This window comes from Variovorax dokdonensis, assembly GCF_030316895.1.
GTDB lineage: Bacteria > Pseudomonadota > Gammaproteobacteria > Burkholderiales > Burkholderiaceae_C > Variovorax > Variovorax dokdonensis.
The window spans coordinates 531,232-555,290 of record NZ_JASZYV010000001.1 but is presented as its reverse complement, the minus strand read 5'-3'; the positions used below and the strand labels follow the sequence as shown (position 1 = coordinate 555,290).

General features: G+C 65.4%; 20 protein-coding genes and 1 tRNA gene. 9 read left to right on the top strand and 12 right to left on the bottom strand.

The window, feature by feature from the left end; translation table 11 throughout:
- Positions 1–16: 16 nt before the first annotated feature.
- Positions 17–916, bottom strand: a complete 900-nt coding sequence (locus QTH91_RS02535) for a PP2C family protein-serine/threonine phosphatase (protein ID WP_286658463.1) — start codon at positions 914–916, stop codon at positions 17–19.
- Positions 917–1,004: 88 nt separating this feature from the next.
- A complete protein-coding gene (locus tag QTH91_RS02530) occupies positions 1,005–2,012 on the bottom strand; it encodes a serine/threonine protein kinase (protein ID WP_286658462.1) in 1,008 nt (335 codons plus the stop codon).
- A 91-nt stretch (positions 2,013–2,103) separates the two neighbouring features.
- Between QTH91_RS02530 and QTH91_RS02525 the strand changes: the two genes are divergently transcribed.
- From QTH91_RS02525 to QTH91_RS02510, 4 genes are all read left to right on the top strand, one after another.
- A complete protein-coding gene (locus QTH91_RS02525; RefSeq protein ID WP_286658461.1) occupies positions 2,104–3,021 on the top strand; it encodes a YicC/YloC family endoribonuclease in 918 nt (305 codons plus the stop codon).
- A gap of 8 nt (positions 3,022–3,029) precedes the next feature.
- Entirely contained in the window at positions 3,030–3,650 is a 621-nt protein-coding gene (gene gmk, locus QTH91_RS02520) for a guanylate kinase (RefSeq protein WP_286658460.1), read from the top strand.
- Between the two features lie 24 nt (positions 3,651–3,674).
- Positions 3,675–3,878: a DNA-directed RNA polymerase subunit omega gene (rpoZ, locus tag QTH91_RS02515; RefSeq protein ID WP_286658459.1), complete on the top strand. Its 204-nt coding sequence runs from the start codon at positions 3,675–3,677 to the stop codon at positions 3,876–3,878.
- 115 nt (positions 3,879–3,993) lie between these two features.
- A complete protein-coding gene (locus QTH91_RS02510) occupies positions 3,994–6,249 on the top strand; it encodes a RelA/SpoT family protein (RefSeq protein WP_286658458.1) in 2,256 nt (751 codons plus the stop codon).
- 13 nt (positions 6,250–6,262) lie between these two features.
- Here the strand turns inward: QTH91_RS02510 and greB are convergent, their stop codons facing one another.
- Positions 6,263–6,838 (bottom strand): transcription elongation factor GreB, encoded by a 576-nt coding sequence (gene greB / locus QTH91_RS02505; RefSeq protein WP_286658457.1) that lies wholly within the window; start codon positions 6,836–6,838, stop codon positions 6,263–6,265.
- 154 nt (positions 6,839–6,992) lie between these two features.
- Here greB and QTH91_RS02500 point away from each other — a divergent pair, with 154 nt between their 5' ends.
- From QTH91_RS02500 to QTH91_RS02490, 3 genes are read left to right on the top strand one after another with little or no spacing between them, the layout of a single operon-like run.
- Positions 6,993–8,669, top strand: coding sequence for an acyl-CoA dehydrogenase family protein (locus QTH91_RS02500; protein WP_286658456.1), 1,677 nt, complete (start codon positions 6,993–6,995; stop codon positions 8,667–8,669).
- A gap of 30 nt (positions 8,670–8,699) precedes the next feature.
- Positions 8,700–9,674 (top strand): Bug family tripartite tricarboxylate transporter substrate binding protein, encoded by a 975-nt coding sequence (locus QTH91_RS02495; protein WP_286658455.1) that lies wholly within the window; start codon positions 8,700–8,702, stop codon positions 9,672–9,674.
- 11 nt (positions 9,675–9,685) lie between these two features.
- Positions 9,686–10,816: a CaiB/BaiF CoA transferase family protein gene (locus QTH91_RS02490; RefSeq protein WP_286659587.1), complete on the top strand. Its 1,131-nt coding sequence runs from the start codon at positions 9,686–9,688 to the stop codon at positions 10,814–10,816.
- Positions 10,817–10,942: 126 nt separating this feature from the next.
- On the opposite strand, the gene QTH91_RS02485 is transcribed toward QTH91_RS02490, so the two are convergent.
- Positions 10,943–11,019 (bottom strand) — tRNA-Arg (locus QTH91_RS02485).
- 235 nt (positions 11,020–11,254) lie between these two features.
- On the opposite strand from QTH91_RS02485, the gene QTH91_RS02480 reads away from it, so the two are divergent.
- Both QTH91_RS02480 and QTH91_RS02475 read left to right on the top strand, forming a co-directional pair.
- Entirely contained in the window at positions 11,255–11,662 is a 408-nt protein-coding gene (locus tag QTH91_RS02480) for an FHA domain-containing protein (RefSeq protein WP_286658454.1), read from the top strand.
- 226 nt (positions 11,663–11,888) lie between these two features.
- Positions 11,889–14,174: a polysaccharide biosynthesis tyrosine autokinase gene (locus QTH91_RS02475; protein ID WP_286658453.1), complete on the top strand. Its 2,286-nt coding sequence runs from the start codon at positions 11,889–11,891 to the stop codon at positions 14,172–14,174.
- Positions 14,175–14,192: 18 nt separating this feature from the next.
- On the opposite strand, the gene QTH91_RS02470 is transcribed toward QTH91_RS02475, so the two are convergent.
- The 8 genes from QTH91_RS02470 to QTH91_RS02435 are packed head-to-tail and all read right to left on the bottom strand — an operon-like array spanning position 14,193 to position 23,934.
- On the bottom strand, positions 14,193–15,077 hold the full coding sequence (locus QTH91_RS02470; protein ID WP_286658452.1) for a glycosyltransferase family 2 protein: 885 nt from the start codon (positions 15,075–15,077) through the stop codon (positions 14,193–14,195).
- A 14-nt stretch (positions 15,078–15,091) separates the two neighbouring features.
- On the bottom strand, positions 15,092–15,976 hold the full coding sequence (locus QTH91_RS02465) for a glycosyltransferase family 2 protein (protein ID WP_286658451.1): 885 nt from the start codon (positions 15,974–15,976) through the stop codon (positions 15,092–15,094).
- Positions 15,977–16,022: 46 nt separating this feature from the next.
- Positions 16,023–17,081, bottom strand: a complete 1,059-nt coding sequence (locus QTH91_RS02460; protein WP_286658450.1) for an acyltransferase family protein — start codon at positions 17,079–17,081, stop codon at positions 16,023–16,025.
- 14 nt (positions 17,082–17,095) lie between these two features.
- Positions 17,096–18,352 (bottom strand): glycosyltransferase family 4 protein, encoded by a 1,257-nt coding sequence (locus tag QTH91_RS02455; RefSeq protein WP_286658449.1) that lies wholly within the window; start codon positions 18,350–18,352, stop codon positions 17,096–17,098.
- Complete coding sequence (locus tag QTH91_RS02450; RefSeq protein WP_286658448.1) at positions 18,333–19,895, bottom strand: oligosaccharide flippase family protein; 1,563 nt, start codon at positions 19,893–19,895, stop codon at positions 18,333–18,335. Before QTH91_RS02450 ends, QTH91_RS02455 begins: the two co-directional genes overlap by 20 nt.
- Positions 19,882–21,366, bottom strand: a complete 1,485-nt coding sequence (locus tag QTH91_RS02445) for a hypothetical protein (RefSeq protein WP_286658447.1) — start codon at positions 21,364–21,366, stop codon at positions 19,882–19,884. The genes QTH91_RS02450 and QTH91_RS02445 overlap by 14 nt, the downstream gene beginning before the upstream one ends.
- Before the next feature lie 15 nt (positions 21,367–21,381).
- Positions 21,382–22,482: a glycosyltransferase gene (locus QTH91_RS02440; RefSeq protein WP_286658446.1), complete on the bottom strand. Its 1,101-nt coding sequence runs from the start codon at positions 22,480–22,482 to the stop codon at positions 21,382–21,384.
- Positions 22,483–22,518: 36 nt separating this feature from the next.
- On the bottom strand, positions 22,519–23,934 hold the full coding sequence (locus QTH91_RS02435; RefSeq protein WP_286658445.1) for an undecaprenyl-phosphate glucose phosphotransferase: 1,416 nt from the start codon (positions 23,932–23,934) through the stop codon (positions 22,519–22,521).
- Positions 23,935–24,059 lie beyond the last annotated feature (125 nt).

Below are 24,059 nucleotides of genomic sequence, written 5' to 3'. Positions count from 1 at the left end.
TGGCTCGGGGTGACGATCACCCCTTCTTGGCGGCAGACCGGCGAATGGCCTCGTTGATTTCGGCGATGGAGCGCTCGATGGCGTCCTCGTCCATGTCCGCGACCTCGCTGTCGGCGGGCATGCCAGCCTGGATGGTGGAAGCGAACACGCCTTCGTTGATGCTGTCGGTGGAAATGCCGCGGTCGTTGCCGTCGTCGGGCGTTTCCCACTCCAGCGCGATCATGGTCACGTTGTCGCCGTGGGCGCCGCCGCGACGAAGCGCCATTTCCACCAGTTCGGGCGCAGCGTCCGCCACCGGCCTGGTGGCGAGGATGTTGATGAGCTGCATCTCGTCCATCACGCTCCAGAGGCCGTCGGAGCACAGCATGATGCGGTCGCCCTGCTGGAGCGTCAGCGGGTCGGACATGTCGAAGAGCGGCGTCGACGGAGAGCCCAGGCAGGTCAGCAGCAGGTTGCGGTTGGCCGACTCGAAGCCAGGCACTGCGCGCGGGCGCTCGGCATGGGAATGGTCGCGCGTGCGGGTGAGCATCTCGCCATGGCGCACGACGTACAGGCGCGAATCGCCGCAGTGGACCCACTGGGCCGTCGTGCCTTGGAGCACCGCTGCCACCACCGTCGTTCGCGGCGTATCCAGCATGCCCTTGTTGCCGGCATAGCGCATGATCTGCTGGTGCGCCTGCATGATGGCATTGGTCAGGAAGGCCTTGACGTCCTTGAGCACCGGCCGCGCCTCGCGCTGGTAGAGCGCGGCGATGGTCTGCAGGGCCAGTTGCGCGGCCACTTCGCCCTCGGGGTGCCCGCCCATGCCGTCGGCCAGCACGAACAGCCCCGACTCCCGCGTGTAGCAATAGCCCATGCGGTCTTCATTCTTGAGACGCCCGCCCTTGCGGCTGACCTGGAAGACAGAGAACTTCATGGAGTTTGGACGGCGGACGGTTGGGCGGGAGACAGCAGGAGCTCCATGCGATCCGCCAGGGACAAGCGGGATGCCGGTGCTTTTGCCTTCATGCGGGGCGGGTGGTGGGCGCGGCCGCCTTTGGCAGCGGCTTCTTGTCGGAAGAGCGGATGTTGTCGATCGACAGGCGCACCTTCTCGCTCATGGTGAGCTTGGTGTAGCGCCGCTCGCCTTCGCGGCTGAGCTCCTTTTGCAGCGCGAACACCGATTGCGGCCGCGATAGCGGATCGAGCGACATGCACCACTCGACCACCTCGATCAGGTTGTCCGAATACACCCCGCGCAGCCGGGCGAGCGACAGCGACAGGCGGTCTTTCTCGATGCGCTGGGGCGCGTCGCTGGGCGGGTAGCCCTGCATGCAGGCATAGATGCACGCGCCGATGGCGTAGATGTCGGTCCACGGGCCCATCGACGAATCGCGCCGGTACATCTCGGGCGCGGCAAAGCCGGGCGTGTACATGGGACGGATGAAGTTGCCTTCCTTGCTCAGCACCTCGCGTGCGGCGCCGAAGTCGATCATCACGGCCTTGTCGTCGTCGGTGACGAAGATGTTGGCCGGCTTGATGTCCAGGTGCAGCATCTTGTGCTGGTGCACGATGCGTAGGCCGCGCAGGATCTCGTCGAAGAGCGAACGGATGGTCGATTCGCGGAAGATCTTCTGCTTCTTCAAATCGCGCGCGGTCACGATGAAGTCCTGCAGGGTGGCGCCCTCCAGGTAGTTCATCACCATGTAGACCGTCTCGTTTTCCCGAAAGAAGTTGAGCACGCTCACCACCGACGGATGCGCAATCTGCGCCAGCGAACGGCCTTCCTCGAAGAAGCTCTTGAGTCCCAGGCGATAGAGCGACAGCTTTTCGGGCGGCACCACCGGCAGCAGCTCGCCCGCGCCACGGGTCGCCAGCGACGAGGGCAGGTATTCCTTGATGGCCACCTGCTGGCCCGAGCTGTCAACCGCAAGGTAGACCACGCCGAAGCCGCCCGCCGACAGGCGGCGCACGACGCGGTACCCGCCGATCATCGTGTCCGGCAGAAGCGGCGATGGTTTGACCTTTGACATAATCCGGGAGTTTCGCCCGAAGGCGACAGTGCGGCAAGCGAACAGCGTGCCGACGCCCTTCGTGCATGCATAGGAACAACAGAGAGGCGCTATGGCAGTTTACAGCATGACCGGCTACGCAAGTGGCCAAGCCGGCGGCAGCGCCAGCCCCACCGACAATGAATCCCGCCCCGTGTCCACAGGACGCCTGGGCCTCGAAATCCGCTCGGTCAACAGCCGCTTCCTGGACCTGACCTTCAAGTTTCCCGAAGAGCTGCGCCCCCACGAGGCAGCCGTCCGCGAACTGCTGGGCGACAAGCTCAAGCGCGGCAAGGTCGAGGTGCGCGGCACCGTCGAGAGCAGCGCACCGGGCGGCCTGGCCGATCCTTCCAGCCGCCTCCTGCAGCGGCTCAACGCCTTGCAGGACAACGTCCGCGCCTGGCTGCCCGGCGCGCGTGAACTGAGCGTGGCCGACGTCCTGCGCCTGGCCAGCACCGAAAGCGCTTCCGGCAACGACTGGGGCCCCGTTCTCCTCAAGCTGGCCGGACAGGTGGCCGACGACATGGTGGCCGCCCGCGCCCGCGAAGGTGCCCGGCTGGCCGGGATGCTGGCCGAGCGCGTCAAGGCCTTGCGCGGTCTGGCCGAACAGGCGGCGCCGCTGGTGCCGCAATTGGTGGAGCAGCAGCGCAACCGCTTCCTCGATCGTTGGCAGGAAGCCATGGGCCTGGCCGGCGGCGCCACCTTGCCCGAGGCGGCCCAGGATCGCGCCCTCTCCGAAGCCACTGCCTTTGCCATCCGCATCGATGTGGCCGAAGAACTCAACCGCCTGGTCGCGCATCTGGACGAGATCGAGCGCCTCATCCAAAAGGGCGGCGAGATCGGCAAGCGGCTCGACTTCCTCATCCAGGAGCTTCACCGGGAGGCCAACACGCTGGGCTCGAAATCGGCGACGCTCGAGCTGTCCCGCATCGGCGTCGACATGAAGGTGCTGATCGAGCAGATGCGCGAGCAGGTTCAGAACATCGAGTAAAACCAGACATGGACTATCCCGGCAACATCTTCGTGGTGGCGGCGCCCAGCGGCGCGGGCAAGTCGAGCCTGGTCAAGGCCCTGATGGAGCTCGACTCGGCCGTTCATCCTTCGGTCTCGCACACCACCCGCCCGCCGCGCGGGCAGGAAAAGCATGGCCGCGAATACTTCTTCGTCTCGGCCAACGAATTCGATGCCATGGTCGAAGGCGACGGGTTCGTCGAGTGGGCGCATGTCCACGGCCAGCGCTACGGCACGTCCAAGAAGGCGATCGAGGACCGCGTCGCACAGGGCTCCGATATCGTGCTGGAGATCGACTTCCAGGGCGCGCTGCAGATCCGCAAGACATTCGCCAACGCGGTGCTCATCTTCATCCTGCCCCCCAGCTGGGAAGAACTGCGCTCGCGTTTGGAAAGGCGCGGCGAGGACAGCGACGAAGTCATTGCCCTTCGGCTCAAGAATGCCGCCCATGAGATGGCACGGGCCGGAGAATTCGACTACGTTATAATCAATGAGTTATTTGAACGCGCGCTCTTCGATCTCAAGGCGATCGTCCATGCGCAGCGGCTGCGGTATGCCGCTCAAAGGCGCCTGCGGGCCGACACGTTCGCCGCGCTGAACATCCCGTAAACACTCCACTCGAAAGTCCCCCCGATGGCCCGCATCACTGTCGAAGACTGCCTGCAGAACATCCCCAACCGCTTCCAGCTCGTGCTGGCCGCTACCTACCGCGCCCGCATGCTGAGCCAGGGCCATGCGCCCAAGATCGAGAGCAAGAACAAGCCCGCCGTGACCGCCCTGCGCGAGATCGCCGACGGCAAGGTGGGCCTCGAAATGCTCAAGAAGGTCCCGGGCTGATCTGCCTGGCAAGCAAAGCGCCGGTTGACATGGCGCAACAACAAAAGGCACCTTCTCGGGTGCCTTTTTTCGTATGTTGGCGCGTACTTGGGGGCCTCAGGCTAAAGTCGGGGGAATGAGTGCGGTCGTCCAACCCAAGTCAAAGCATTCCGGCGGGGCCAAGTCCCCTTCGCCGGCGGCGCTGAACGCGGCGGCCGCCAGCTTCGCGGCGCTGACCGCCAACCTGGAATACCTCAGCTCGGACGACATCGAGCTGGTGCGCCGCGCCTACCGCTTTGCAGACGAGGCCCACCTGGGCCAGTTGCGCAACAGCGGCGAGCCCTACATCACCCATCCGATTGCAGTGGCAGCCCAATGCGCCGAGTGGAAGCTCGACGCCCAGGCGCTGATGGCCGCTCTGTTGCACGACGCGATCGAAGACTGCGGCGTGACCAAGGCCGAGTTGATCGACCGCTTCGGCGCCCCGGTGGCAGAACTGGTCGACGGCCTGACCAAGCTGGACAAGCTTCAGTTCAATACGCGCGAAGAAAGCCAGGCCGAGTCGTTTCGCAAGATGCTGCTGGCCATGGCGCGCGATGTGCGCGTCATTCTGATCAAGCTGGCCGACCGCAGCCACAACATGCGCACGCTGGATGACGTGCCGCGCGAGAAATGGGCCCGCATCTCCAAGGAAACGCTGGAGATCTACGCCCCGATCGCCCACCGCCTCGGCCTGAACCAGACGTACCGGGAGTTGCAGGAACTGTCGTTCCAGCATTTGAAGCCCTGGCGCTACAAAGTGCTTTCCAAGGCGGTGGCAAAGGCCAGAGGCCGGCGTCGCGACCTGATCCACAAAGTCCAGCGCGAGGTCGAGGCCGCCTTCGAATCGGCGGGCATCGACGTGCGGATCGCCGGTCGCGAGAAGACGCTCTATTCGATCTTCCGCAAGATGCAGGACAAGAACCTGAGCTTCGCCCAGGTGACCGACATCTACGGCTTTCGCCTCATCCTGCCGACGGTCATCAACTGCTACACCGGGCTGGGCATCCTGCACCAGATGTACAAGCCCCTGCCGGGCAAGTTCAAGGACCACATCGCCATCCCCAAGTCCAACGGCTACCAGTCGCTGCACACCACGCTGGTGGGTCCGTCGAGCGTCAGCGTGGAATTCCAGTTGCGCACCGAAGCGATGCATGTCGTGGCCGAATCGGGCGTCGCGGCGCACTGGCTCTACAAGAGCGCCGAGGCCACCACGCCGGGCAGCGAGCGCCTGGGCACCAAGTGGCTGCAGTCATTGCTCGACATCCAGGACGAAACGCGCGACGCGGCCGAGTTCTGGGACCACGTCAAGGTCGATCTGTTCCCGGATGCGGTCTACGTCTTCACGCCGAAGAGCCAGATCCTGGCCTTGCCGCGCGGCGCCACGGTGATCGACTTCGCCTATGCCATCCACTCCAACGTGGGCGACCAGACGTCGGGCGCGCGGATCAATGGCGATCAGGTGCCGCTTCGCACCGAACTCAAGAATGGCGACGTGGTGGAGGTGATCACCTCGCCCAATGCCGCTCCCAATCCGGCCTGGCTCGGCTTCGTTCGCACCGGCCGGGCGCGCTCCAAGATTCGCCACTACCTCAAGACCCTGGCGCAGGCCGAGTCCGAGAAGCTGGGCGAACGGCTGCTCGCGCAGGCGCTGCGCGCCGAAGGCCTACGCAATCCGCCGGCCGACGACGAGGCGCATCAGGCCATGTGGGAAAAGCTGCTGCGCTTTACCGGCAATCGCACCTATCCCGAACTGCTCACCGACATCGGCCTGGGACGTCGCATCGCCACCATCGTGGCCAAGCGATTGATGGCGCTTCTGGCCGAGACGGGCGAAAAGCCCGATGCGCTCATGCTCAGCCGCGAGCGCTTTACCGCGCACGAGACCGTGTCGCAAGGCGCCGTCACGCTCGATGGCAGCGAGAACTCTTCGGTCCGATTCGCCTTGTGTTGTCGCCCTGTTCCAGGCGACGAGATCGTGGGTTATCTCGGCCACGGCGAAGGGCTGGTGGTCCACACGGCCGATTGCGGCGTTGGCCAGCGGCTGCGGCATCGAGACAGCGAACGCTTCTTTGCCGTCGAATGGGCGGATGAACCGGTGCGGACCTTCGAAACCGGCGTTCTGGTTACCGCGCGCAACGACAAGGGTGTGCTGGCGCGCGTGGCCGCGACGCTGTCGGCCGGCGAAGCCGACATCACGCACGTGGAAATGTCTGAAGAAGCGCCTCAGGACTCCACCGACCTGCGCTTCGTCATTGCCGTGCGCGACCGCACCCATCTCGACGCCGTCTTGAGAGCCATGCGCCGCACGCCGTCCGTGCTGAGCGCCAAGCGCATCGTGCCCGCGCCCTGAGCGCGCGCCTGCTTCAGCCTGTTTGCTCGCCCGGCTTCGGGTAGCGCACTTCCAGCACTTCGATTTCCTGGACGCCTGCGGGCGTCATCAGCTTGACCGTGTCGCCTTCTCTGGCCTTGAGCAAGGCTCGGGCGATCGGCGATATCCAGCTCACCTGCCCTCGATGGCTTTCTGCCTCGTCAATGCCGAGGATGGTCACGGTGCGCTCTTCCCCCTTCGCATCGGCGTAGGTCACGGTCGCGCCGAAGAAGACCTGGTCGCTGCCGTGGTGAACCGATGGATCGGTCACCTCCGCAATTTCGAGGCGCTTGGTCAGAAAGCGAATGCGCCGGTCGATCTCGCGAAGGCGCTTCTTGCCGTAGAGGTAGTCGCCGTTCTCTGAGCGATCGCCATTCTTGGCGGCCCAATGCACCGCCTCGACCACCTTGGGCCGCTCGTCGTCCATCAAGCCCAGCAGTTCCGAGCGCAAGCGCGCATAGCCGGAAGGGGTCATGTAGTTGCGCGTGCCCGCGGGAATGGCGGGCGCAGCGGCGGCTTCGTCGTCGTCGTCGTCCGCCGCGTCGGTCTCTCGGGTAAATGCCTTGCTCATCGGGCTGCGTTGCTGGGATCAGCACCAAATCATAGGCACACGAGCCCTTTGCGGGCGATCGAGACGATACGAAAAGCAGAACGATCCAGTGCAATTTGATATTGGACTCGAATTGGCGACGCTGAGACCATCTGCAGAGCAAAGGAGACTCGACATGACCGCCACGTCCGAGAACGCACACCCGGTCCCTGACCGCCACGGCCAGAACCTCTACAGCACCGATGCCGAGCTGCAATCGCTGTTGGCCCTGTATCTGCCAGCCGACCTGCTGCGCCATCTGCAGCCGCACCTCCACCGCCTCGGCGAACTGGCCGGCGGATACCTCGACGAGCTGGCTCACACCGCCGACATCAACCCGCCCGAGCTGGAGCACCGCACTCGAACCGGCATCGATGCGCAGCGCATCGTCAAGCACCCCGCCTATGTCGAAATGGAACGACTGGCCTACAGCGAGTTCGGCCTGGCCGCCATGTCGCATCGCGAAGAGACGCTGGGCTGGAAGGGGTGCATGCCGCCGATCGTCAAATACGCATTGACCTATCTCTTCGTGCAAGCCGAGTTCGGCTTGTGCTGCCCGGTCTCCATGACCGACTCGCTCACGCGAACACTCAAGAAGTTCGGCAGTCCGGAACTGGTGGCTCGTTTTCTGCCGCGCATGCTGTCGGTGGACTTCGACGAGCTGTCGCAAGGCGCAATGTTCATGACGGAGCAGGCCGCCGGCTCCGACATCGCCAACACCCAGACCACCGCATGGCGCGACGAGCAAGGCCAATGGCGCCTGACTGGCGACAAGTGGTTCTGTTCCAACCCCGATGCCGACTTCGCGATGGTCCTGGCTCGCCCGGACGACGCTCCGGCCGGCCTCAAGGGCGTGTCGCTTTTCCTGCTGCCGCGCCGGCTCGACGACGGGAGCGCCAACCACTACCGCATCATCCGTCTCAAGGACAAGCTGGGCACCCGGTCGATGGCCAGCGGCGAAATCCGGCTCGAGGGCGCGGTGGCGGATCTGGTGGGCGAACTCGGCCGGGGCTTCGTGCAGATGGCCGACATGGTCAACAACTCGCGCCTGTCGAACGGCGTCCGGGCCGCCGGCCTGATGCGGCGTGCCGTGGCCGAAGCCGAGTTCATCGCCCGCGAGCGGCGCGCCTTCGGCAAGCGGCTGGTGGACATGCCGCTCATGCAGCGCCAGCTCGACAAGCTGCGCCTGCCAGCCGAGCAGGCACGCACGATGGTGTTCCAGACGGCAGCCGCCCTGGCCCGCTCCGACGCGGGCGAGACCGATGCCTACCCGCTGCTGCGCATCCTCACGCCGCTCATCAAGTTCCGCGCGTGTCGGGACGCCCGCAAGGTCACCGGCGACGCCATGGAGGTTCGCGGAGGCTGCGGCTACATCGAGGAATGGAGTGACCCGCGTTTGGTGCGCGACGCTCACCTGGGCTCGATCTGGGAAGGCACCAGCAACATCGTGGCGCTGGACGTGATCCGCGCCATCCGCCGCGAGAACTCGCTGCCCGCGCTGCACAAGCATTTCGGCGCGCTTCTGGATGAAGCCCAGGTGCGCCCTGTGTTCTCCGGCGCATTGCGCGATGCATTGAACCGCGCCGTGGCATTCGCCGAGCGCACCGCCCAGGACACGAGCGCCGAAGGCGATGCGCTCGCGAGGCAGGCCGCCTCGGCCCTCTACCACTGCTGCAGCGCCATTGCGATGGCGTGGGAAGCCGGCCGCACCGGTTCCGCCGAGCGCCTTCGCTTTGCACAAGGCGTGCTGCTGCACCGAGTGCTGCCGCAAGACCCGCTGGGAGAACGCAGCGTGCCCGCGGACTGGAACTGATCCAACCACACACAACAGGAGACGACCCCAATGAAGTTCATCACCAAACTCGCGCTCGGCTGCGCCATCGCTTTGCCGTTGATGTCGGCCGCTCTGGCCGACGCCTTCCCGGACAAACCCATCTCGCTGGTGGTGCCGTTCCCACCCGGCGGACCCACCGACGCCATGGCCCGAACTCTGGCGGCGGAACTGAAGGACCGTCTGGGTCAACCGGTGATCGTCGAAAACAAGGGCGGCGCCGGCGGCAACATCGGCGCCGAATACGTTGCCCGCGCCACGCCCGATGGGCAGACGTTGCTGTTCGGCACGTCCGGCCCCCTGGCGATCAACGCGAGCCTGTATCGCAAGATCAACTACGACCCGACGACCAGCTTCGCGCCGGTGATCCAGGTTGGCCATCTGCCCAACATCCTGGTGGTGCATCCCTCGCTGCAGGCCAAGAACGTGAAGGAGCTGGTGGCGTATGCCAAGGCCAATCCTGGCAAGCTGAGCTACGCCTCCTCCGGCAACGGCGCTTCCTCGCACCTGGCCGGCGTGATGTTCAACAGCGCCGCCGGCGTCGACATCCTGCACGTACCTTACAAGGGCACCGGCCCCGCCCTCAACGATCTGCTGGGCGGCCAGGTGAGCATGAGCTTCACCGACGTCCTGACCGCCATGCCCTATGTCAAGGCAGGCAAGCTGCGCGCGCTGGGCGTGACCACCGCCAAGCGCTCGCAGGCGCTGCCCGACGTACCCACCGTCGCGGAACAGGGCTATCCCGGCTTCGACGTGAGCGTCTTCTTCGGCATCGTGGCACCGGCCGGAACGCCGGCCGACCGCATCGCCAAGATCAACCACGCCTTCGCCGAAACACTGGCCTCGCCCAAGGTGAAGGAACTGTTCGCCAATCAGGGTCTGGAGCCCGCGCCCTCCACGACGCCTGAACAACTTGGCAAGTTCATCGCGCAGCAGAAGGCCATGTGGGCGGGCGTGGTGAAGCAATCGGGCGCGGCCCTGGATTGAGGCGAATCATGATGCCGGACAACCCCATCGGCGCGCTGAGCGGCGTACGCGTGCTCGATCTTTCACGCGTGCTGGGCGGCCCCTATTGCGGCCAGATCCTGGGCGATCATGGCGCCGATGTGCTCAAGATCGAACCGCCGCAAGGCGACGACACCCGAGCCTGGGGCCCGCCTTTTGCCAAGGACGGCGTGGCTTCCTACTACATGGGCCTGAACCGCAACAAGCGGGTGCAGCATCTCGATCTTTCGAGCGAGGCCGGCCGCGACGCGCTGATGGCACTGCTGCCGCAGGCCGACGTCCTGATCGAGAACTTCAAGACCGGCACGATGGAGCGCTGGGGCATTGGCTACGACACGTTGTCGAAGCGCTTTCCGAGCCTAGTGTGGTGCCGTGTCTCCGGCTTTGGCGCCGACGGGCCACTCGGCGCCCTGCCCGGCTACGACGCCGCGGTGCAAGCCATGACCGGCATCATGAGCATCAATGGCGAAGCCGAAGGCGGCGCACTGCGCGTCGGTCTTCCGGTGGTGGACATGGTCACAGGCCTAAACGCGACCTTGGGCGTGCTGCTGGCACTTCAGGAACGTGCGCGCAGCGGCAAGGGCCAATTGGTGGAAGCGGCGTTGTACGACAGCGGCCTGTCGCTGCTGCACCCGCATGCGGCGAATTGGTTCGTCGACGGCAAGACGCCGCGCCGCACCGGCAACGCGCATCCCAACATCTACCCCTACGACGCGCTGCGCACAGGCACCGATCCGATCTTCCTGGCCGTGGGCAACGACCGTCAGTTTGCCGTCTTCTGCCGTTGCATCGGCGTGCCTGAGATGGCGCAGGACGCGCGCTTTGCAGATGCGCGCTCGCGCTCGGTGAACCGCGCCACACTCAAGGAGGCGCTCGAAGCGGTCCTCCAAGCCTTCGATGGCCGGACGCTTGTCGACACGCTGATGGCCGAAGGCGTGCCCGCCGCGCCGGTCCTGCCGGTGGACGCCGCCCTGCAGCATCCGCACACGCTCCACCGCGAGATGGTGGTCGAAATGGAAGGCGGCTACCGCGGCATCGCGTCGCCCATCAAGCTCAGCCGCACGCCGGCAAGCTACCGACATGCGCCGCTGACGCCAGGCGATCGGTTCGAACACAAGGATTGAAGGGAGCCGCCGGGCCGGGCCGGCGGATCATCGGGCGATCCAGCCGAGGCCACAGTTGCAGCAGTAACGACGGTACCCAGAAACGAGGAAGGGGCAGCATGCTTTCACATGCTGCCCCTTTTCGATTGGCGCGGCTGGCAGGATTCGAACCCACGACCCCTTGGTTCGTAGCCAAGTACTCTATCCAACTGAGCTACAGCCGCCGAGACATCGAGTATAGCACGGAAATTTCAGCGTTCTCAACGCAGCCAAACTTCACGCACTTTTTTTGGCGACGGGCATTTTTCACAGTCGAGGCGAGCAGACACCGAATCTCATCCACGATGAGTACCAAGGGGTCCAAAACGTTACTTAGTTCCTCGGTCGGCGCTGCTTCCCTCATTACATTCGCCTCCACATCAGAAACTTCTTAGGGCGTCTGTCCAGAAAGAGCACACCATGCCGCGACTCATCATCTTGACGAAGGGTGGCCGTATCCGCCAAGTCAGCGTGAGCGGACGCCTGACCACCATTGGCCGCAATGAAGGCAACTCGCTGATCATCGACAGCGAATTGATCAGCCGCCAGCACGCCGTGATCGATTGGGATGGTGACCACTATGCACTGATGGACGCCGGCAGTCGCAACGGGACTTTCGTCAACGGCCTGAGGGTCGATCGGCAAAAGCTGCGCAACGGCGACATGATCACCATGGGCGACTGCGAGATCCGCTTCCTGTTCGACACCCGCGAGCTGAGCGAAGCCGATGCCCTGCGACTGGTGACCATTCCCGGAACGTTGCAGGCCCTGGATGCCGCCAAGCAACCACCGAGCTCGCCGGCCGCCAAGCGCTTTGCCTTCGCCTGATCCGGGCGCGGCGCGCAAGCAACAAGCCGCGCCCTGACGAGACACGAAGCGCGCCGTCCTACTCTGACGCGCGCTTCGACGAACCAAACTGACCCGTCGAGATCATTCGGCGGGCCCTCGGTGTTACAGAACGCTTCCCCACGGGGCGACGGGCACGGAACCTGCACGTCGAAGACGGTCTTGATCTTTGACCTGTCGCGCTCCTTTCACCGACCGAGGGCCCCGCATGAGCCGAACCCTGATCGCCCAGACGACTGGCAACCGTCAACAACATCTTCAGCGCATGTCTGGCAATGCCAGCATGACCTTCGACGCCGAGGAAGAAGCACCCCGGCTCTCCGAGTACTGGGACATTCTGGTCGACCACAAGTGGTTGATCGCCGGCGTGATCGTGCTTGCCGGCTTCATCGGCCTGGCCTACGCCATCTTCGCGCCGCCGGTCTACCGCTCCGGGCTCCTGCTGCAGGTCGAAGATGCCCTGCCCGACAGCAAGAACGCGCTGAACGAAGCCTCCGGCCTTTTCGAGGTCAAGACGCCTGCGACCGGTGAAATCCAGGTGCTGGCCTCGCGCATGGTGCTCGGCGGGGCGGTGGACCAGACGAATCTGCAAGTCAGTGCCGCGCCGCGCTACATCCCGGCGGTGGGCCGCTGGCTGTCGCGGCATGCAACCGGTTTGTCTGACCCCGGCCTGTTCGGTCTTGGCGGATACGTCTCGGGCAAGGAACGCATCCAGGTGGCGCATGCGAGCGTGCCGCCGTCCTTGGAAGACACCAAGCCCTTTGTCGTGACGGCCCAGGGCGACGGCCGCTACACCGTCACGCACGAACTGCTTGACGCGGTGCTCGAAGGGCGTGTCGGGCAGAGGCTGCGGGCTTCGCAACCCGACGGCGACATCGAGATCGAACTGAGCCGGCTCGACGGCAAGCCTGGGGCGCAGTTCACCTTGTCCGTGGCTTCGCGTCTGCGCACCGTCGAACAACTGCAGCAACAGTTGCAACTGGGCGAACAGGGACGGCAGTCCAACGTCATCGGGGTCAGCCTCGAAGACACCGACCCGCAACGGCTGGCCCGCGTGCTCAACGCCATCGGCGACCAGTACGTCAACCAGAACATGGCGCGGCGCTCGGAGGAAGCGGAGAAGACGCTGGCCTTCCTCGATGCGCAACTTCCCATCTTCCTGCGCCGGCTCCAGGCCTCGGAAGACGCATATGCACGCTTTCGCAACAAGAACGGCACGGTCAACTTCGACGAAGAGGCCAAGGTCTGGCTGAAGCGGACTTCCGACCTGCAAGGCAACCTGCTCGAACTGGAGCAGCGCAAGCGGGAGTCCGAGATGACGTTCACCGATCGCAGCCAGCGCATGCAGATCCTGAACAAGCAGATCGGCGCGTTGAAGAAGGACCTCGATTCGCTCAACACCCGCATCGCCGGCATGCCGAATCTCCAGCGAGACGCCCTGCGCCTGGAGCGCGATGTGCGCGTCAACAGCGCCCTGTACCAGTCCATGCAGAACAACGCGCTGCAGATGCGGCTGGTCAAGGAAGGCAAGATCGGCAACGTGCGCCTGCTCGACCGAGCCGTGGTGCCCAAGTTCCCGGTCAAGCCCCAGAAGTCGCTGATCCTGGCCTTCGCGCTCCTGCTCGGTGGTCTGCTCGGTCCCGGTCTGGCCGTGCTGCGCGCCCGCACCAAGTCGGGCGTGCGCAACCCGACGGAGATCGAAGACCTCACCGGGCTGGATGTGTACGCGGTGGTGCCCCACAGCCCGGAACAACTGCAGCTCGATCGGCGCGGCGACCGTGAAGGCGGTACTGCCCTGCTGGCGGATTCGCACCCGCACAGCCGGCCGATCGAGGCCTTGCGCGCACTGCGCGTGGGCCTCAAACCCGCAATGGCCGAGGCGCGGAACAATCGCATCCTGATCACCGGCGCGACGCCCGGCATCGGCAAGAGCTTCATCGCCAGCAACTTCGCCACGCTGATGGCACAGCGCGGCAAGCACGTCCTGCTGATCAATGCCGACCTTCGCAAGGGCGGCGCGCTCGACGGCGTCTTCGGCCTTTCTCGTGAAGGCGGACTTTCCGAAGTGCTGGCCGGCACGCTGAGTGCCGAACGGGCCATTCATGCGGGCGTTCGTCCCAACCTGGATGTGTTGACCACCGGCCGCCTGCCCGATCTTCCCGCCGATGTGCTGGAGTCCGATGCCTTCGTCCAGACGCTGGAGATGCTGTCGCCACGCTACGACCTGGTGGTGATCGACTCCGCGCCGGTGCTGGTGGCCGCCGACGCTGCGGCGGTGGCGCCGGAATGCGGCGTGGTGCTGCTCGTCGCTCGGGCCGAGCAGAGCGAACTGGGCGAGCTCAGCGAAAGCATCCGGCGGCTGACCCAGGCTGGTGCGCAGATCAGCGGCGTGCTGTTCAACGACATGAACGTCCACCACCGCTACAAGGGCAGTCAGAGCTACCGCGTGGGCAGCTACCGGCACGACGAGCAGGATCTGGCGCGCGCAGGTTGAGCCCCGGCGCCCGCCGGGCTACTTTTTCTGCAGGCGACCGCCTTCCAGGCAGATGCCCATGTAGCCTTCTGCCCGCCCCGCTGCCACGTTCAGGTAGTAGAAGACGCGGCGCAGGTTGCCCTTGAGCAGCGACACGCAGGCACCACCGATCGGCCGCACCAGGTACTTGGCAAGGTACGGAAATCCGTAGCTGTGCTTCTTGATGACGTAGCCCATCCCGCGCGCATAGCGCCGGCCCTTCTGGCGCATCGCCCGATCGGGATGCTGCGTGTTGAGCTCCGGATGGTGTGCATAGATCTCGGGGTCGTAGTACACGCCGAACCCCGCCTGGATGGCCCGGATGGTGATCTCGGGGCCTTCGCAGGATTGCCACGGCGTGGATGCGCCGACGCCGATGTCCTCGTCGTAACCCTCCAGCCTTTGCAGCACCTGGCGCTTGAAGAACACCACCCATTCGATCTGCGTGGTGAATACGTTGCGCAGGTCCACATGCTGCGCGCTGGTCTCGAAGCGACCATTGATGGAGCGTCCATCCAGGGCGGCGGCCCGCCCGCAAAGGACGTCGCAGCCGGTCTCCTCGAAGCGCGCCAGGACCTTGCTGACGAGGGTCGGGGGGTACAGGCAATCGTCATCCGGAAAGCAGACGATGTCCCCACTGGCTTGACCGAGCCCCAGGTTGCGCCCGCGGCTGAGACCCTTGATGTCCGGCCTTCGGAGGTAATGCAGCGCAAAGCTCGGGGCCACGTTGGCGCAGGCGTCGTGCAGACGCGTGTCGTCGTTCTGGTCAACGATGATCAGTTCGAAGTCGCGATGTTCCAGCCGCTCCAGCCCGGCGATGAACTGGAGCACCTCGTCCACCCTGCCCAGCGTGGACATCACCAGCGAAACCTTGGTTGCACCCATCCTTGGCACCCGTATCAGAAGCGGAGGATGCGCTCGGGGTCCACACGCCCGCGCACCCAGTCCCACAACGCGATGAAGTTGCCCTCCAGCCGCCCGCGTCGATCGACCCACGGTTCCGGCCGCAGGCTCTTGACCAGATTGGCCATGATGTTGCGCAGGTTGCCGTTCACCGCCTGCCAGGCCGACATGCGGCCTTTGCGCATGATGTAGACCCGATTGGCCACCTGCGAATAGCCCAGCTGTTTGCCAGGGCTGCGACCCGATCGCTTGGTGCCCAGATGCACGCCCCGCAGGGCCGTCCATTTGACGATCAGTCCGTGCGGTGCCAGTTGCCGCGAGAAGTCCACATCCTCCAGCCATGCGTAGAGCGGCAGGTGCTCGTCGAAGCGATAGCCGTGCGCACGAACGGGCGCCATCCTGATGGCCATGTTGCAGCCGTAGGCGTTGAACGTGGGCGTCAGCGCGGCCGGCATGTCGCGTGCGGCGGCGCGCGAGAGCACCTGGACGCCTTCCTCATGCGTGAGCCCAGGACCGAGGATGCCGTCGGCCAACACATCGCCGGTGGCGATCATGACGCCGGCCTGCGTGGTGAACAGATCCTCCGCCTGCTGCAGGAAGTCATCGGCGGGCAGGAAATCATCGTCGAAGAAGACGACCAGGTCCGCATCGGTGGCGTCGATCAATGCATTGCGCTGCGCCGGCAATCCGATGGGGCCGGACACGACACGCGTCGGCCATGGAAAGTCTTCGAGGCAAGCCGCGTCGAGGTCTGCAGGCCTGGCGGGACAGACCAGCAGTTCTTGCGCAGGCCGGCTCTGACGGGCCATCCAGCGGATGGTGTCCGCCAGCACCTCGCGGCGGCCAGCAGTGGCGATGGCAACGGCAATCTTCAGGCTCATGTCGGATCCACCAGTGGGTTGGTCATGAAAGTCGATGTCGGTGGCTTCATGCCACCCAGGTCATGCGAAGGCGTCGACCGGCCAGCAATCGCTTGAGCTTGCCGCGCGCCCACGGGTCGTAGGTACGGGCGAGGTACAGCGACACCGCGCAGATGCCAAGGACGAACGACGGAATCCAGAGCGCAGGGCTGATGTCCAGCTTTCGCGCGAGGAAGGAGATGCTGAACAGCGGCCCGAAGTGCAGCACGTACACCGGGAACGACATGTCCCCCAGCGCGCGCGCCGCCGCCTCGCAGCAGGCCGGAGGATCGAAGCGCATGCCGACCCACACGATGGCCGGAGAGGCCACCAGGATGACGCCAAGATCGAAGAGCGGTCGATACGGCTGCGGCACGTCCGCCGCCAGCAGCGCACACAGCGCCGCCGCCGCGACCAGCGTCCACCACGACTTGCGGGGCGGACTCGCATCGATGGTCTGCGCCATCAGCACACCCAGCAGGAAACCAAACAGGCTGCGCAGCAAGCCGACGTGGAACTCGGACCAGATCCAGCCGCCTTGCGCTGAGCCCGCATCCATCACCGCCAGCGACAGCGCCGCATAGAGAAAGACGACCGCCGCGATCAGAACCCGTCTGGACGCCCGCAGGAGCACCGCCGCCCAGAAAACATTGACCAGCAGCTCGAAGAACAGCGACCACGAAGGAATGTTGATGGGCGCCAAGAACGTCGTCGCCGGCGTGGGCAGCATCAGCAGATTGAACGCCGCGCTGATGCCCAGCTCCGACCAGCTCAGGCTGTTGGGGTGACCGGCGACGATCTGCCCCGTCAGGCGCGTCAGCCCGATCAGCAGCCCCAGCAGGTACAGCGGATACAGCCGGATGACGCGCTCCGCGAAAAAGTCGAATGTCGGCAACCCGTTGTGCAGCCGCTGCCGGTAGGCCCTCGCGATGACCACACCGCTCATGACAAAGAAGAAGTCCACCGCCAGATAGCCGCTCTGCGCGAAGGCGCCGATGAACTCCAGGTGCCAGGCGATCACCGCAATGGCCGCCAGGCCGCGCATGCCATCCAGCGAGAGAAGGCGTGATGTGGATGCGTGCGTCATCGGGCGACGTTCGTTCAAGTCCGCGATGCGAACGCATCTCGCGCCACAGCGGTGCCCTCGCGCGCCTGAGTTTCGCGGTCGGACGGCTCGTACTCCCGGATGACTTGCGGCACCCCCGAAACGGTCGCCAGCAGGCCTTCCACCGCTCGCGCCCAGGTGAAGCGCGCCGCCTGCCCCCGGCCGCGTGCGCGCATTTCGTCGCGCAAGGCCGGGTCGATGCAGCAGCGAAGGATCTGCTCGGCCCATTGGTCCGGCGATCGTGCGTCTGCCCAGAGCACGGCGTCACCGCACACTTCGGGTAAAGCGCCGCACGGCGCCGCGATGGTCGGGCATCCCAGCAGCATCGCCTCCAGCGGAGGCAGGCCGAAGCCCTCGGTGGTGGACGGAAACGCGAGCGCCGTCGCCGCCTTCAGCAGCCCGGCCAGTTGTTCATCGCTGACGAAGCCCAGGAAGCGCACATTGGGCGGCACCACGTGGCCCTGTCGCTCGAAGTCTTCTCGCTTGGCCGGGCCGAACAACGCCAGCGTGACGTTGGCAAGCGCCTGCGATTCAAAGGCTTGGAGCAACATCGCGATGTTCTTGTGCGGCTGGAGATTGGCCAGTGCCAGGACGAACTGGTCGCCATTGAGGCCCAGCGAATGCACCGCATCCGCATCCGGCACGAGGCGCTTGACGTGATCGCAACCGTTGTGGATGACGCGGATCCGCTCCGCCTCGGCCACGCCGAATTGCACGAGCTGCGCCTTCGAGTAGCCCGACACGGTCAGCAGCGACCTGTTGCGCCTGCCCAGCAGAGGCAGAACCAGCCGGTACCAGGATCGAAACGCCAACGAGTAGGACGCAGGCGAGCTGTAGACCTGTGCGTCGTGCACCATGGTGAATGCGTCGCGGCGAGCCACCGGCCCGATGTTGCACAGGCTGATGAGCGTCGCGCCCCGCGAGCGCCAGGGCAGCACCGTCTGTTCCCAAAGAACACCGTAGAAGCGGTCGAAGCGCGAGCCGAGCCGGCGCGCATCCTGGCGACGCTCGACCTGGATGCGCGAGAGCGGAAGGCCCGGATCCTGGTCTCTCGGCAGCATCAGCCGGCAATCGACGCGTGCCGCCAGTGCCGGGTCGTCGGCCAGCATTCGGTCCAAAGCCACCAGCATCTCCCGGGCGACCCGGTAGACGCCCGAGCGGCTCGTGGACGGCTGCAGGAACTTGCCGTTGATGACGAGCCTGATCGCGGCATCTGGATGCCGCGCGGTCGGTTCAATGGGGTTGTTCGACATGCGCCTCCTTCGGATGGCGTGGATGCGGCCGGCTGCGGCCGGAAGTCCGCGCACGGCGGGATAGCGGCTTCTGTACACGCGTTCGGACCACGCCCACGAGGTGTTGCTCCAACCCGCCCGGCCGTCCGGCCAGTTGCCAGGCCACCAGCGTCGCCAGCATGTAGATGAACAGATAGAGCAGCCCCAGCGGTACGGCACGCAACAGCAGATCAATCAGGCCGGGCGCGCCCATCACCCATGGCTTGGTCCACCACAGGAAGCCCGCCGCCGGCACCATGGCGAGCACGGGGCGCAGCAGCGTCATCAACTGCGCCGCGAGGCTGGTGGCGATGAGATGTCGAACGACGAACAGCCCGACCACCATGCCCACCGCCGACGCCACCGCGCTTGCGGCCACGGCCCCCAGAATGCCGTAGTGCACCGCGCCGATCCACACCAGCGGCAGCCTGACCAGGAATTCCACTGTCGTCCGGAATGCGAGCCAGCGCGTGCGATCAAGGGTCATGGCCAAGGGTGCGAGCAGCAGGCCTGGCAGGCCGATCACGGTGATCGCGCTGATCCACAGCAGCCACTGGGCCGCGCCGCTCCAGGCGGGCCCGAGCGCCACGCGCACCAGCGGCTCGGGCCACAGCAGCGGCAGACCCATGACGGGCAACATCACCACCGCGATGGCGTGCGACAGCTTGAGATAGCGCGACTGCCGTGCATCGCCCGCCGAGGCCAGCGTCGGCATCACGGGGCGCACCAGCGGCTGAATCAGCACCTGACTGGGCACCTCCGCCAACTGCCGCCCCATGGTGTACTGGCCGAAGGCGCCAGCGTCGGTCACACGCGGCAGGACCAGCCGATCGATCTGCCAGTTGAGCGCGGAGAACCACTGCGAAACGAAGTTCCAGCCGATCAGGCTCGAGAACTGCGGCCAATGCGTCAGGCGCAGGCGCGGCCGGATCGGCGCAATGACGTACGACAGCACGGTCGATACGAGCGGCGCACAAACCGTGGCCGCGGCAATGGCCCAGAAGCTGCGCGTGGCGGCCGCAATGCTCACCGCGACCACGAAGGCGACGACTTTGCCGGAGAGCTCCAGCAGCGCATCGGGCCTGAAGTTCAAGGCCCGCGCGTACTCGACCATGCGGGGGTTGACCAGACCGCGCATCGCCGGCGCCAGAGCCAGAACGACCATCAGCAGCGCCACCCGTGGTTCGTTGTTGAAGGCCGCCAGCGGCCATGCAACTGCGATCAGCAGCAAGCCCACCACCACGCCCCGCAGCAGGCTGAGTGTGAAGGCGGTGTGGAGCATGTCCGGCTCCAGTTCGGGCAGGCGGATGAGCGCGGCCGCCGTGGGCAGGTCGAACAAGGCTTCGATGATGAACACCGCGGCCATGGCCATGGCCACCAGGCCGAACTCCGCAGGCCCTAGAAAGCGTGCCAGGCACAGCAACATGGCCAGGTCGATCAGCTTGGCCAACAGGCGCGTGCCCACCGTCCAGGCGCCTGCCCCGACCGCGCGGCTTGCTACGCTGGGGCCCTCATGGCTGTGCACGCAGGCTCCGCAGCGCCCGCGGGCGCATGGGTTGAACATAGGCCTGCGGCTGCAGCGATGCCGAAGGGGTCAGGGCCGCACGGGTGCGCGCACGCCTGCAGGTGATCGCCGTCGCGAAGCCGAAGAGAAATGCATTGAACAGCCCGAAGTCCGGCGTGGTGCCGATCATCAGCCCGGTGAAGAAGGCCGGCAGATAGGTCCATCGAATGCCGGAAAGCAATGCGACGCCCTTGGCGTCGCCGCGCGCCGGGTTGCGAAATGCGAGGCACTGGAGCACGAACAGGAAATACAGCGCCGCGCCCAGAACACCGGCATTGCTGGCCAGCGCCACGGCGAAATTGGATGCGCGCGTCCCGCCCAGCCCCACGCCGAGTCCGTGCGTGGCGAACAGGGCGTTCAGCGACACGTGCGTCCACATGCTGCGCTCTTCGAACGAACTGCTGCTGGACTTCTGCAGCACCATCAGGTCGAACATCTCCCTCATCGGTGCCAGCAGGCCAGGCTTGGCCAGCACGATCATCAGCAAGACGCACAGCGTGACCACCGCCAGAGCGAACTCGCCGGCCAGGCCACGGCGCAAATAGGTCTGAGAGACTGGAGCCGCCAAGCGGAAGCACCAGTCGGCCGCTGCCGCGGCGCCGAACAGCCCCAGTCCGAGGTATGCCGCCGACGAGGTGGACAGCCAGATCAACAGCAGCAGCACGCCCATCAGCGCAGGCACCAGGCGGCGGCGCACGAAGCCCGCGGGCATCGCCCGGCGGAAGAAGTACAACGCAGCCAGGAATGTCAGCGCCAGCGCGCCATAGGACGAGGCCTCCGGCGTCAGGCCCACCACTCGCTTGGCGCTCAGGACCTCCACGTCGGTCAGCAACTCATAGCTGGCCGTGCGAAACAACTCCAGGGCGAGCCCGATGGGCACGTATTGCGAGGCGAGGTCCAACGCGCCGGTCAAGGCGGTCAATGCCGCCCCCAGCAGCAGCGCCGCCAGGGCATGGCGCCGCATCTCGTCGGCCTGAAGCAGGCGCGCGAAGGCGAACACGGCCAGCACCGAGATGCTCACGTAGATGAGCTGCGAAAAGTTCTGCGTGGTCGGCACCAGCAGCGTGGTGTCCGACAGGGCGCCCGCACGCACAGGCACCACTTCCACCATGCCGGCGAAGAAGCGCGGCATGAACAGCGTGACCACCCCGGCGACGACCCAGAACGCGAACAGCAGCAAGAGCCCGGACCGCCGAAGCGCCATGTCCAGGGCCTGACCCAGGGCCCGCATCGAACCCAGTTCGCGGGCGATCAGCATGAGCGCCACGATCGGCGTCGGCGTCAGGGTCAGCCCACCGGTGACTTGCGTGGGGATCACGGCAAAGGACCCGAACGGCATCGACGCGAAGAACAGGTACAGCAAGGCCTGCTTGCGCTGCAAGAGGCACCACAGCGCGATGCTCCAGAAGATGGCGATGGGGATGGCTTCCATGCGCGCCCTGCGTTTTCAGTCCACCATCTGTGGCGACGCATTGACCAAGAGGCCGATGAGTTCGGCCATGCGGGCCTTGAAGACGCCGGTGTCGAAGCCGCGCGCATGCGCTTGCAGGACTTCGGGCATCACGGGCTCCCACTCGGCTTCGAAGCGCTCGATCGCCTCCATCAGGCCGCCTACGGATTGATCGTCGAAGAACAGCCCTGTGCGGCCTTCGACGATGGTCTCCAGCGCCCCACCCTGGGCAAATGCGATCACGGGCCGGCCGCTCGCCATGACTTCGAGTGGAACGATGCCGAAGTCCTCAATGCCCGGATACAGAAGCGCCTTGCAATGCGAGAAGTGATGGACCATCGTCGCGTCATCGACGGGCCCGAGGAACTCGACCGTCGGGCCGGCCAGGCGGCGCAGCGCCGGCGTGGCGCCGGAGCCGATCACCACCAGTCGGCGCCCGAGGCGCGTGCATGCTTCCACCGCCAGATCCACCTTCTTGTAGGGCGTGATCTGGCCTGCGCACAGGTAGTAGTCGTCCACCTGAGCCGCCGCCCTGAAGCGCGGAAGGTCCACCGGCGGATGCACCACATGCGCGCTGCGCCGGTAGTAGCGCTCGATGCGTCGGGCCACATAGGCCGAGTTGGCGATGAAGTGGTCGACGCGAGCCGAGGTGGTCACATCCCACTGGCGCAGCGACGGCGCGGTGAGCGACATGACGGCGCGCGCCAGCGGCCCGACCGACGCGCGGTATTGTGGATACAGATCCCAGATGTAGCGCATCGGCGAATTGCAGTAGCAGATGTGCGTGGCTCCGGGGCCGGGAATGATGCCCTTGGCCGGCCCCGCCTCGACCGAGATGATCAGCTCGTAGCCGGTCAGGTCGAATGACTCCAGCGCATAGGGCATCAGCGGCAGCATCTTCTGGTAGTGCCGAACGCCGCCGATCTTCTGCAGGAACGACGTGGTGATGCGATGGCGCCGGATCTTCTCGGAAATGGCGTCGACGTCGCACACCAGCGTGAAGATGTCCGCGTCCGGGTACAGGTCGCACAACGCTTCGAGCACCTTCTCGCCGCCGCGCATGCCAACCAGCCAATAGTGAACCAGTGCGACCTTCATGAAAGGGCCTTCTCCTTGTGGCGAGCCGCAGCGGGCTCAATAGGCGTTCTTGTTGACGAAGCCCTTGAGCAGGGTCAACGCGATGATCTGCAGGTCGAACTTGAGCGACCAGTTTTCGATGTAGTAGATGTCGCACTCGATGCGCCGGTTGAGGTCGGTCGAACCGCGCCAACCGTTCACCTGTGCCCAACCGGTAATGCCCGCCTTGACCATGTGCTTCTTCATGTAGTCGGGAATCTGGTTCTTGAACTGCTCGACGAAGACGGGGCGCTCAGGGCGTGGCCCGACGATCGACATGTCGCCCACCAGAACGTTGAAGAACTGCGGCAGTTCGTCCAGGCTGGTCTTGCGCAGGAAGGCGCCAACCCTGGTGGCGCGCGACTCTCCGGCCTTGGCCCACACGGCGCCAGATCGCTGCTCGGCATCCACCGGCATCGAGCGGAACTTGTACATCCAGAACCTGCGGTTGTTCCAACTCACGCGCTCTTGCCGGTAGAAGACCGGCCCCGGCGAGCTGAGCTTGACCGCGGCGGCGATGGCGAGCATCAGCGGCGAGATGAGCAACAGGATCAGCAGCGCCAGCGCCCGGTCTTCCACCGCCTTGACCACGCGCGCCGCGCCTTGCAGCGGCGTCTGTTGCAACGTGATGACCGGCAGGCCGACCACTTCTTCCACCGAGTGATTGAGCAGATGCAGGCCGAACAGGTCGGGTACGAGCTTGACGTCGGCGGTCGAGTGCTTGAGTTGGCTCAGCGCATACGAGATCTTGGCCTGATCGCGCATCGGCAGCGCCAGCCAGACGAGGTCGATGCCGCGCGACTCGACATAGGCGGCCAGGCCATCGAGGCGGCCGATCATCGGGGCGCCAGTCAGTTCGCAGCGATCCGCATGCGTGGCGAACCAGCCATGTACTTCGATGCCGCACAGATCGTCGCCACGAATCGCATCGACGAGGCGTTGTGCCTCCGGATTGGCGCCCACCACCACGGAGTTGCGGATGTCGACGCGTCGCGCACTCAGCCAACGCGCCCGGACCGCCATGCGCAGGAGAAGCGCCCCGGACATGCTGAGCACCAGCCAGCAAGCCCACCAGATGCGGGAGACATCCTGCCCGTCGCGCACCGCAAGCGCATAGACCGCCATCACGCAGAACAGAAGCGGCCACAGGGCAGCGACCTTGAGCGCCTCGTTGGCCGTCGTGCGGCCGCGCCACCTGCGGTAAAGAGAACCGCCGTTGAAGATGATGACGGCGAACAGAACGCCTCGGCAGATCGCATGGACGTAGTCGTCGCCCATGTCCAGATGCCCGAATCGCAAGGCAAAGGCGAGCATGCCGCTCACCACGAAGAGAACAAGATCCCCGCCCCTCAGGATGAGGTCCAGCAACGGGTTGAGCTTGCCCAGCGCCGGCAGCGAAGCCTCGCGGAAGCCAGTTGCAGAAGTAGACAGCATCAGAACTCCCGAAGGTCTAGATCAAACAAACATGTAACCGACATTCGTCGGGCCGTTGTCTCCTCGTGTTGTGCTCGCTTCCTGAACGTGCAAATTCGATGCCACCGCATCGATGCACTTCAATG

What these genes read in the sequence shown, in the direction of transcription:
- gmk (WP_286658460.1), top strand. Translation starts at nt 3,030, where the DNA reads ATGGACTATCCCGGCAACATCTTCGTGGTGGCGGCGCCCAGCGGCGCG.
- QTH91_RS02435 (WP_286658445.1), bottom strand. Translation starts at nt 23,934, where the DNA reads ATGCTGTCTACTTCTGCAACTGGCTTCCGCGAGGCTTCGCTGCCGGCG.
- greB (WP_286658457.1), bottom strand. Translation starts at nt 6,838, where the DNA reads ATGAGCAAGGCATTTACCCGAGAGACCGACGCGGCGGACGACGACGAC.
- rpoZ (WP_286658459.1), top strand. Translation starts at nt 3,675, where the DNA reads ATGGCCCGCATCACTGTCGAAGACTGCCTGCAGAACATCCCCAACCGC.
- QTH91_RS02525 (WP_286658461.1), top strand. Translation starts at nt 2,104, where the DNA reads ATGGCAGTTTACAGCATGACCGGCTACGCAAGTGGCCAAGCCGGCGGC.
- QTH91_RS02475 (WP_286658453.1), top strand. Translation starts at nt 11,889, where the DNA reads ATGAGCCGAACCCTGATCGCCCAGACGACTGGCAACCGTCAACAACAT.
- QTH91_RS02470 (WP_286658452.1), bottom strand. Translation starts at nt 15,077, where the DNA reads ATGGGTGCAACCAAGGTTTCGCTGGTGATGTCCACGCTGGGCAGGGTG.
- QTH91_RS02510 (WP_286658458.1), top strand. Translation starts at nt 3,994, where the DNA reads ATGAGTGCGGTCGTCCAACCCAAGTCAAAGCATTCCGGCGGGGCCAAG.
- QTH91_RS02445 (WP_286658447.1), bottom strand. Translation starts at nt 21,366, where the DNA reads ATGGAAGCCATCCCCATCGCCATCTTCTGGAGCATCGCGCTGTGGTGC.
- QTH91_RS02455 (WP_286658449.1), bottom strand. Translation starts at nt 18,352, where the DNA reads ATGTCGAACAACCCCATTGAACCGACCGCGCGGCATCCAGATGCCGCG.
- QTH91_RS02535 (WP_286658463.1), bottom strand. Translation starts at nt 916, where the DNA reads ATGAAGTTCTCTGTCTTCCAGGTCAGCCGCAAGGGCGGGCGTCTCAAG.
- QTH91_RS02440 (WP_286658446.1), bottom strand. Translation starts at nt 22,482, where the DNA reads ATGAAGGTCGCACTGGTTCACTATTGGCTGGTTGGCATGCGCGGCGGC.
- QTH91_RS02490 (WP_286659587.1), top strand. Translation starts at nt 9,686, where the DNA reads ATGCCGGACAACCCCATCGGCGCGCTGAGCGGCGTACGCGTGCTCGAT.
- QTH91_RS02495 (WP_286658455.1), top strand. Translation starts at nt 8,700, where the DNA reads ATGAAGTTCATCACCAAACTCGCGCTCGGCTGCGCCATCGCTTTGCCG.
- QTH91_RS02480 (WP_286658454.1), top strand. Translation starts at nt 11,255, where the DNA reads ATGCCGCGACTCATCATCTTGACGAAGGGTGGCCGTATCCGCCAAGTC.
- QTH91_RS02530 (WP_286658462.1), bottom strand. Translation starts at nt 2,012, where the DNA reads ATGTCAAAGGTCAAACCATCGCCGCTTCTGCCGGACACGATGATCGGC.
- QTH91_RS02460 (WP_286658450.1), bottom strand. Translation starts at nt 17,081, where the DNA reads ATGACGCACGCATCCACATCACGCCTTCTCTCGCTGGATGGCATGCGC.
- QTH91_RS02500 (WP_286658456.1), top strand. Translation starts at nt 6,993, where the DNA reads ATGACCGCCACGTCCGAGAACGCACACCCGGTCCCTGACCGCCACGGC.
- QTH91_RS02465 (WP_286658451.1), bottom strand. Translation starts at nt 15,976, where the DNA reads ATGAGCCTGAAGATTGCCGTTGCCATCGCCACTGCTGGCCGCCGCGAG.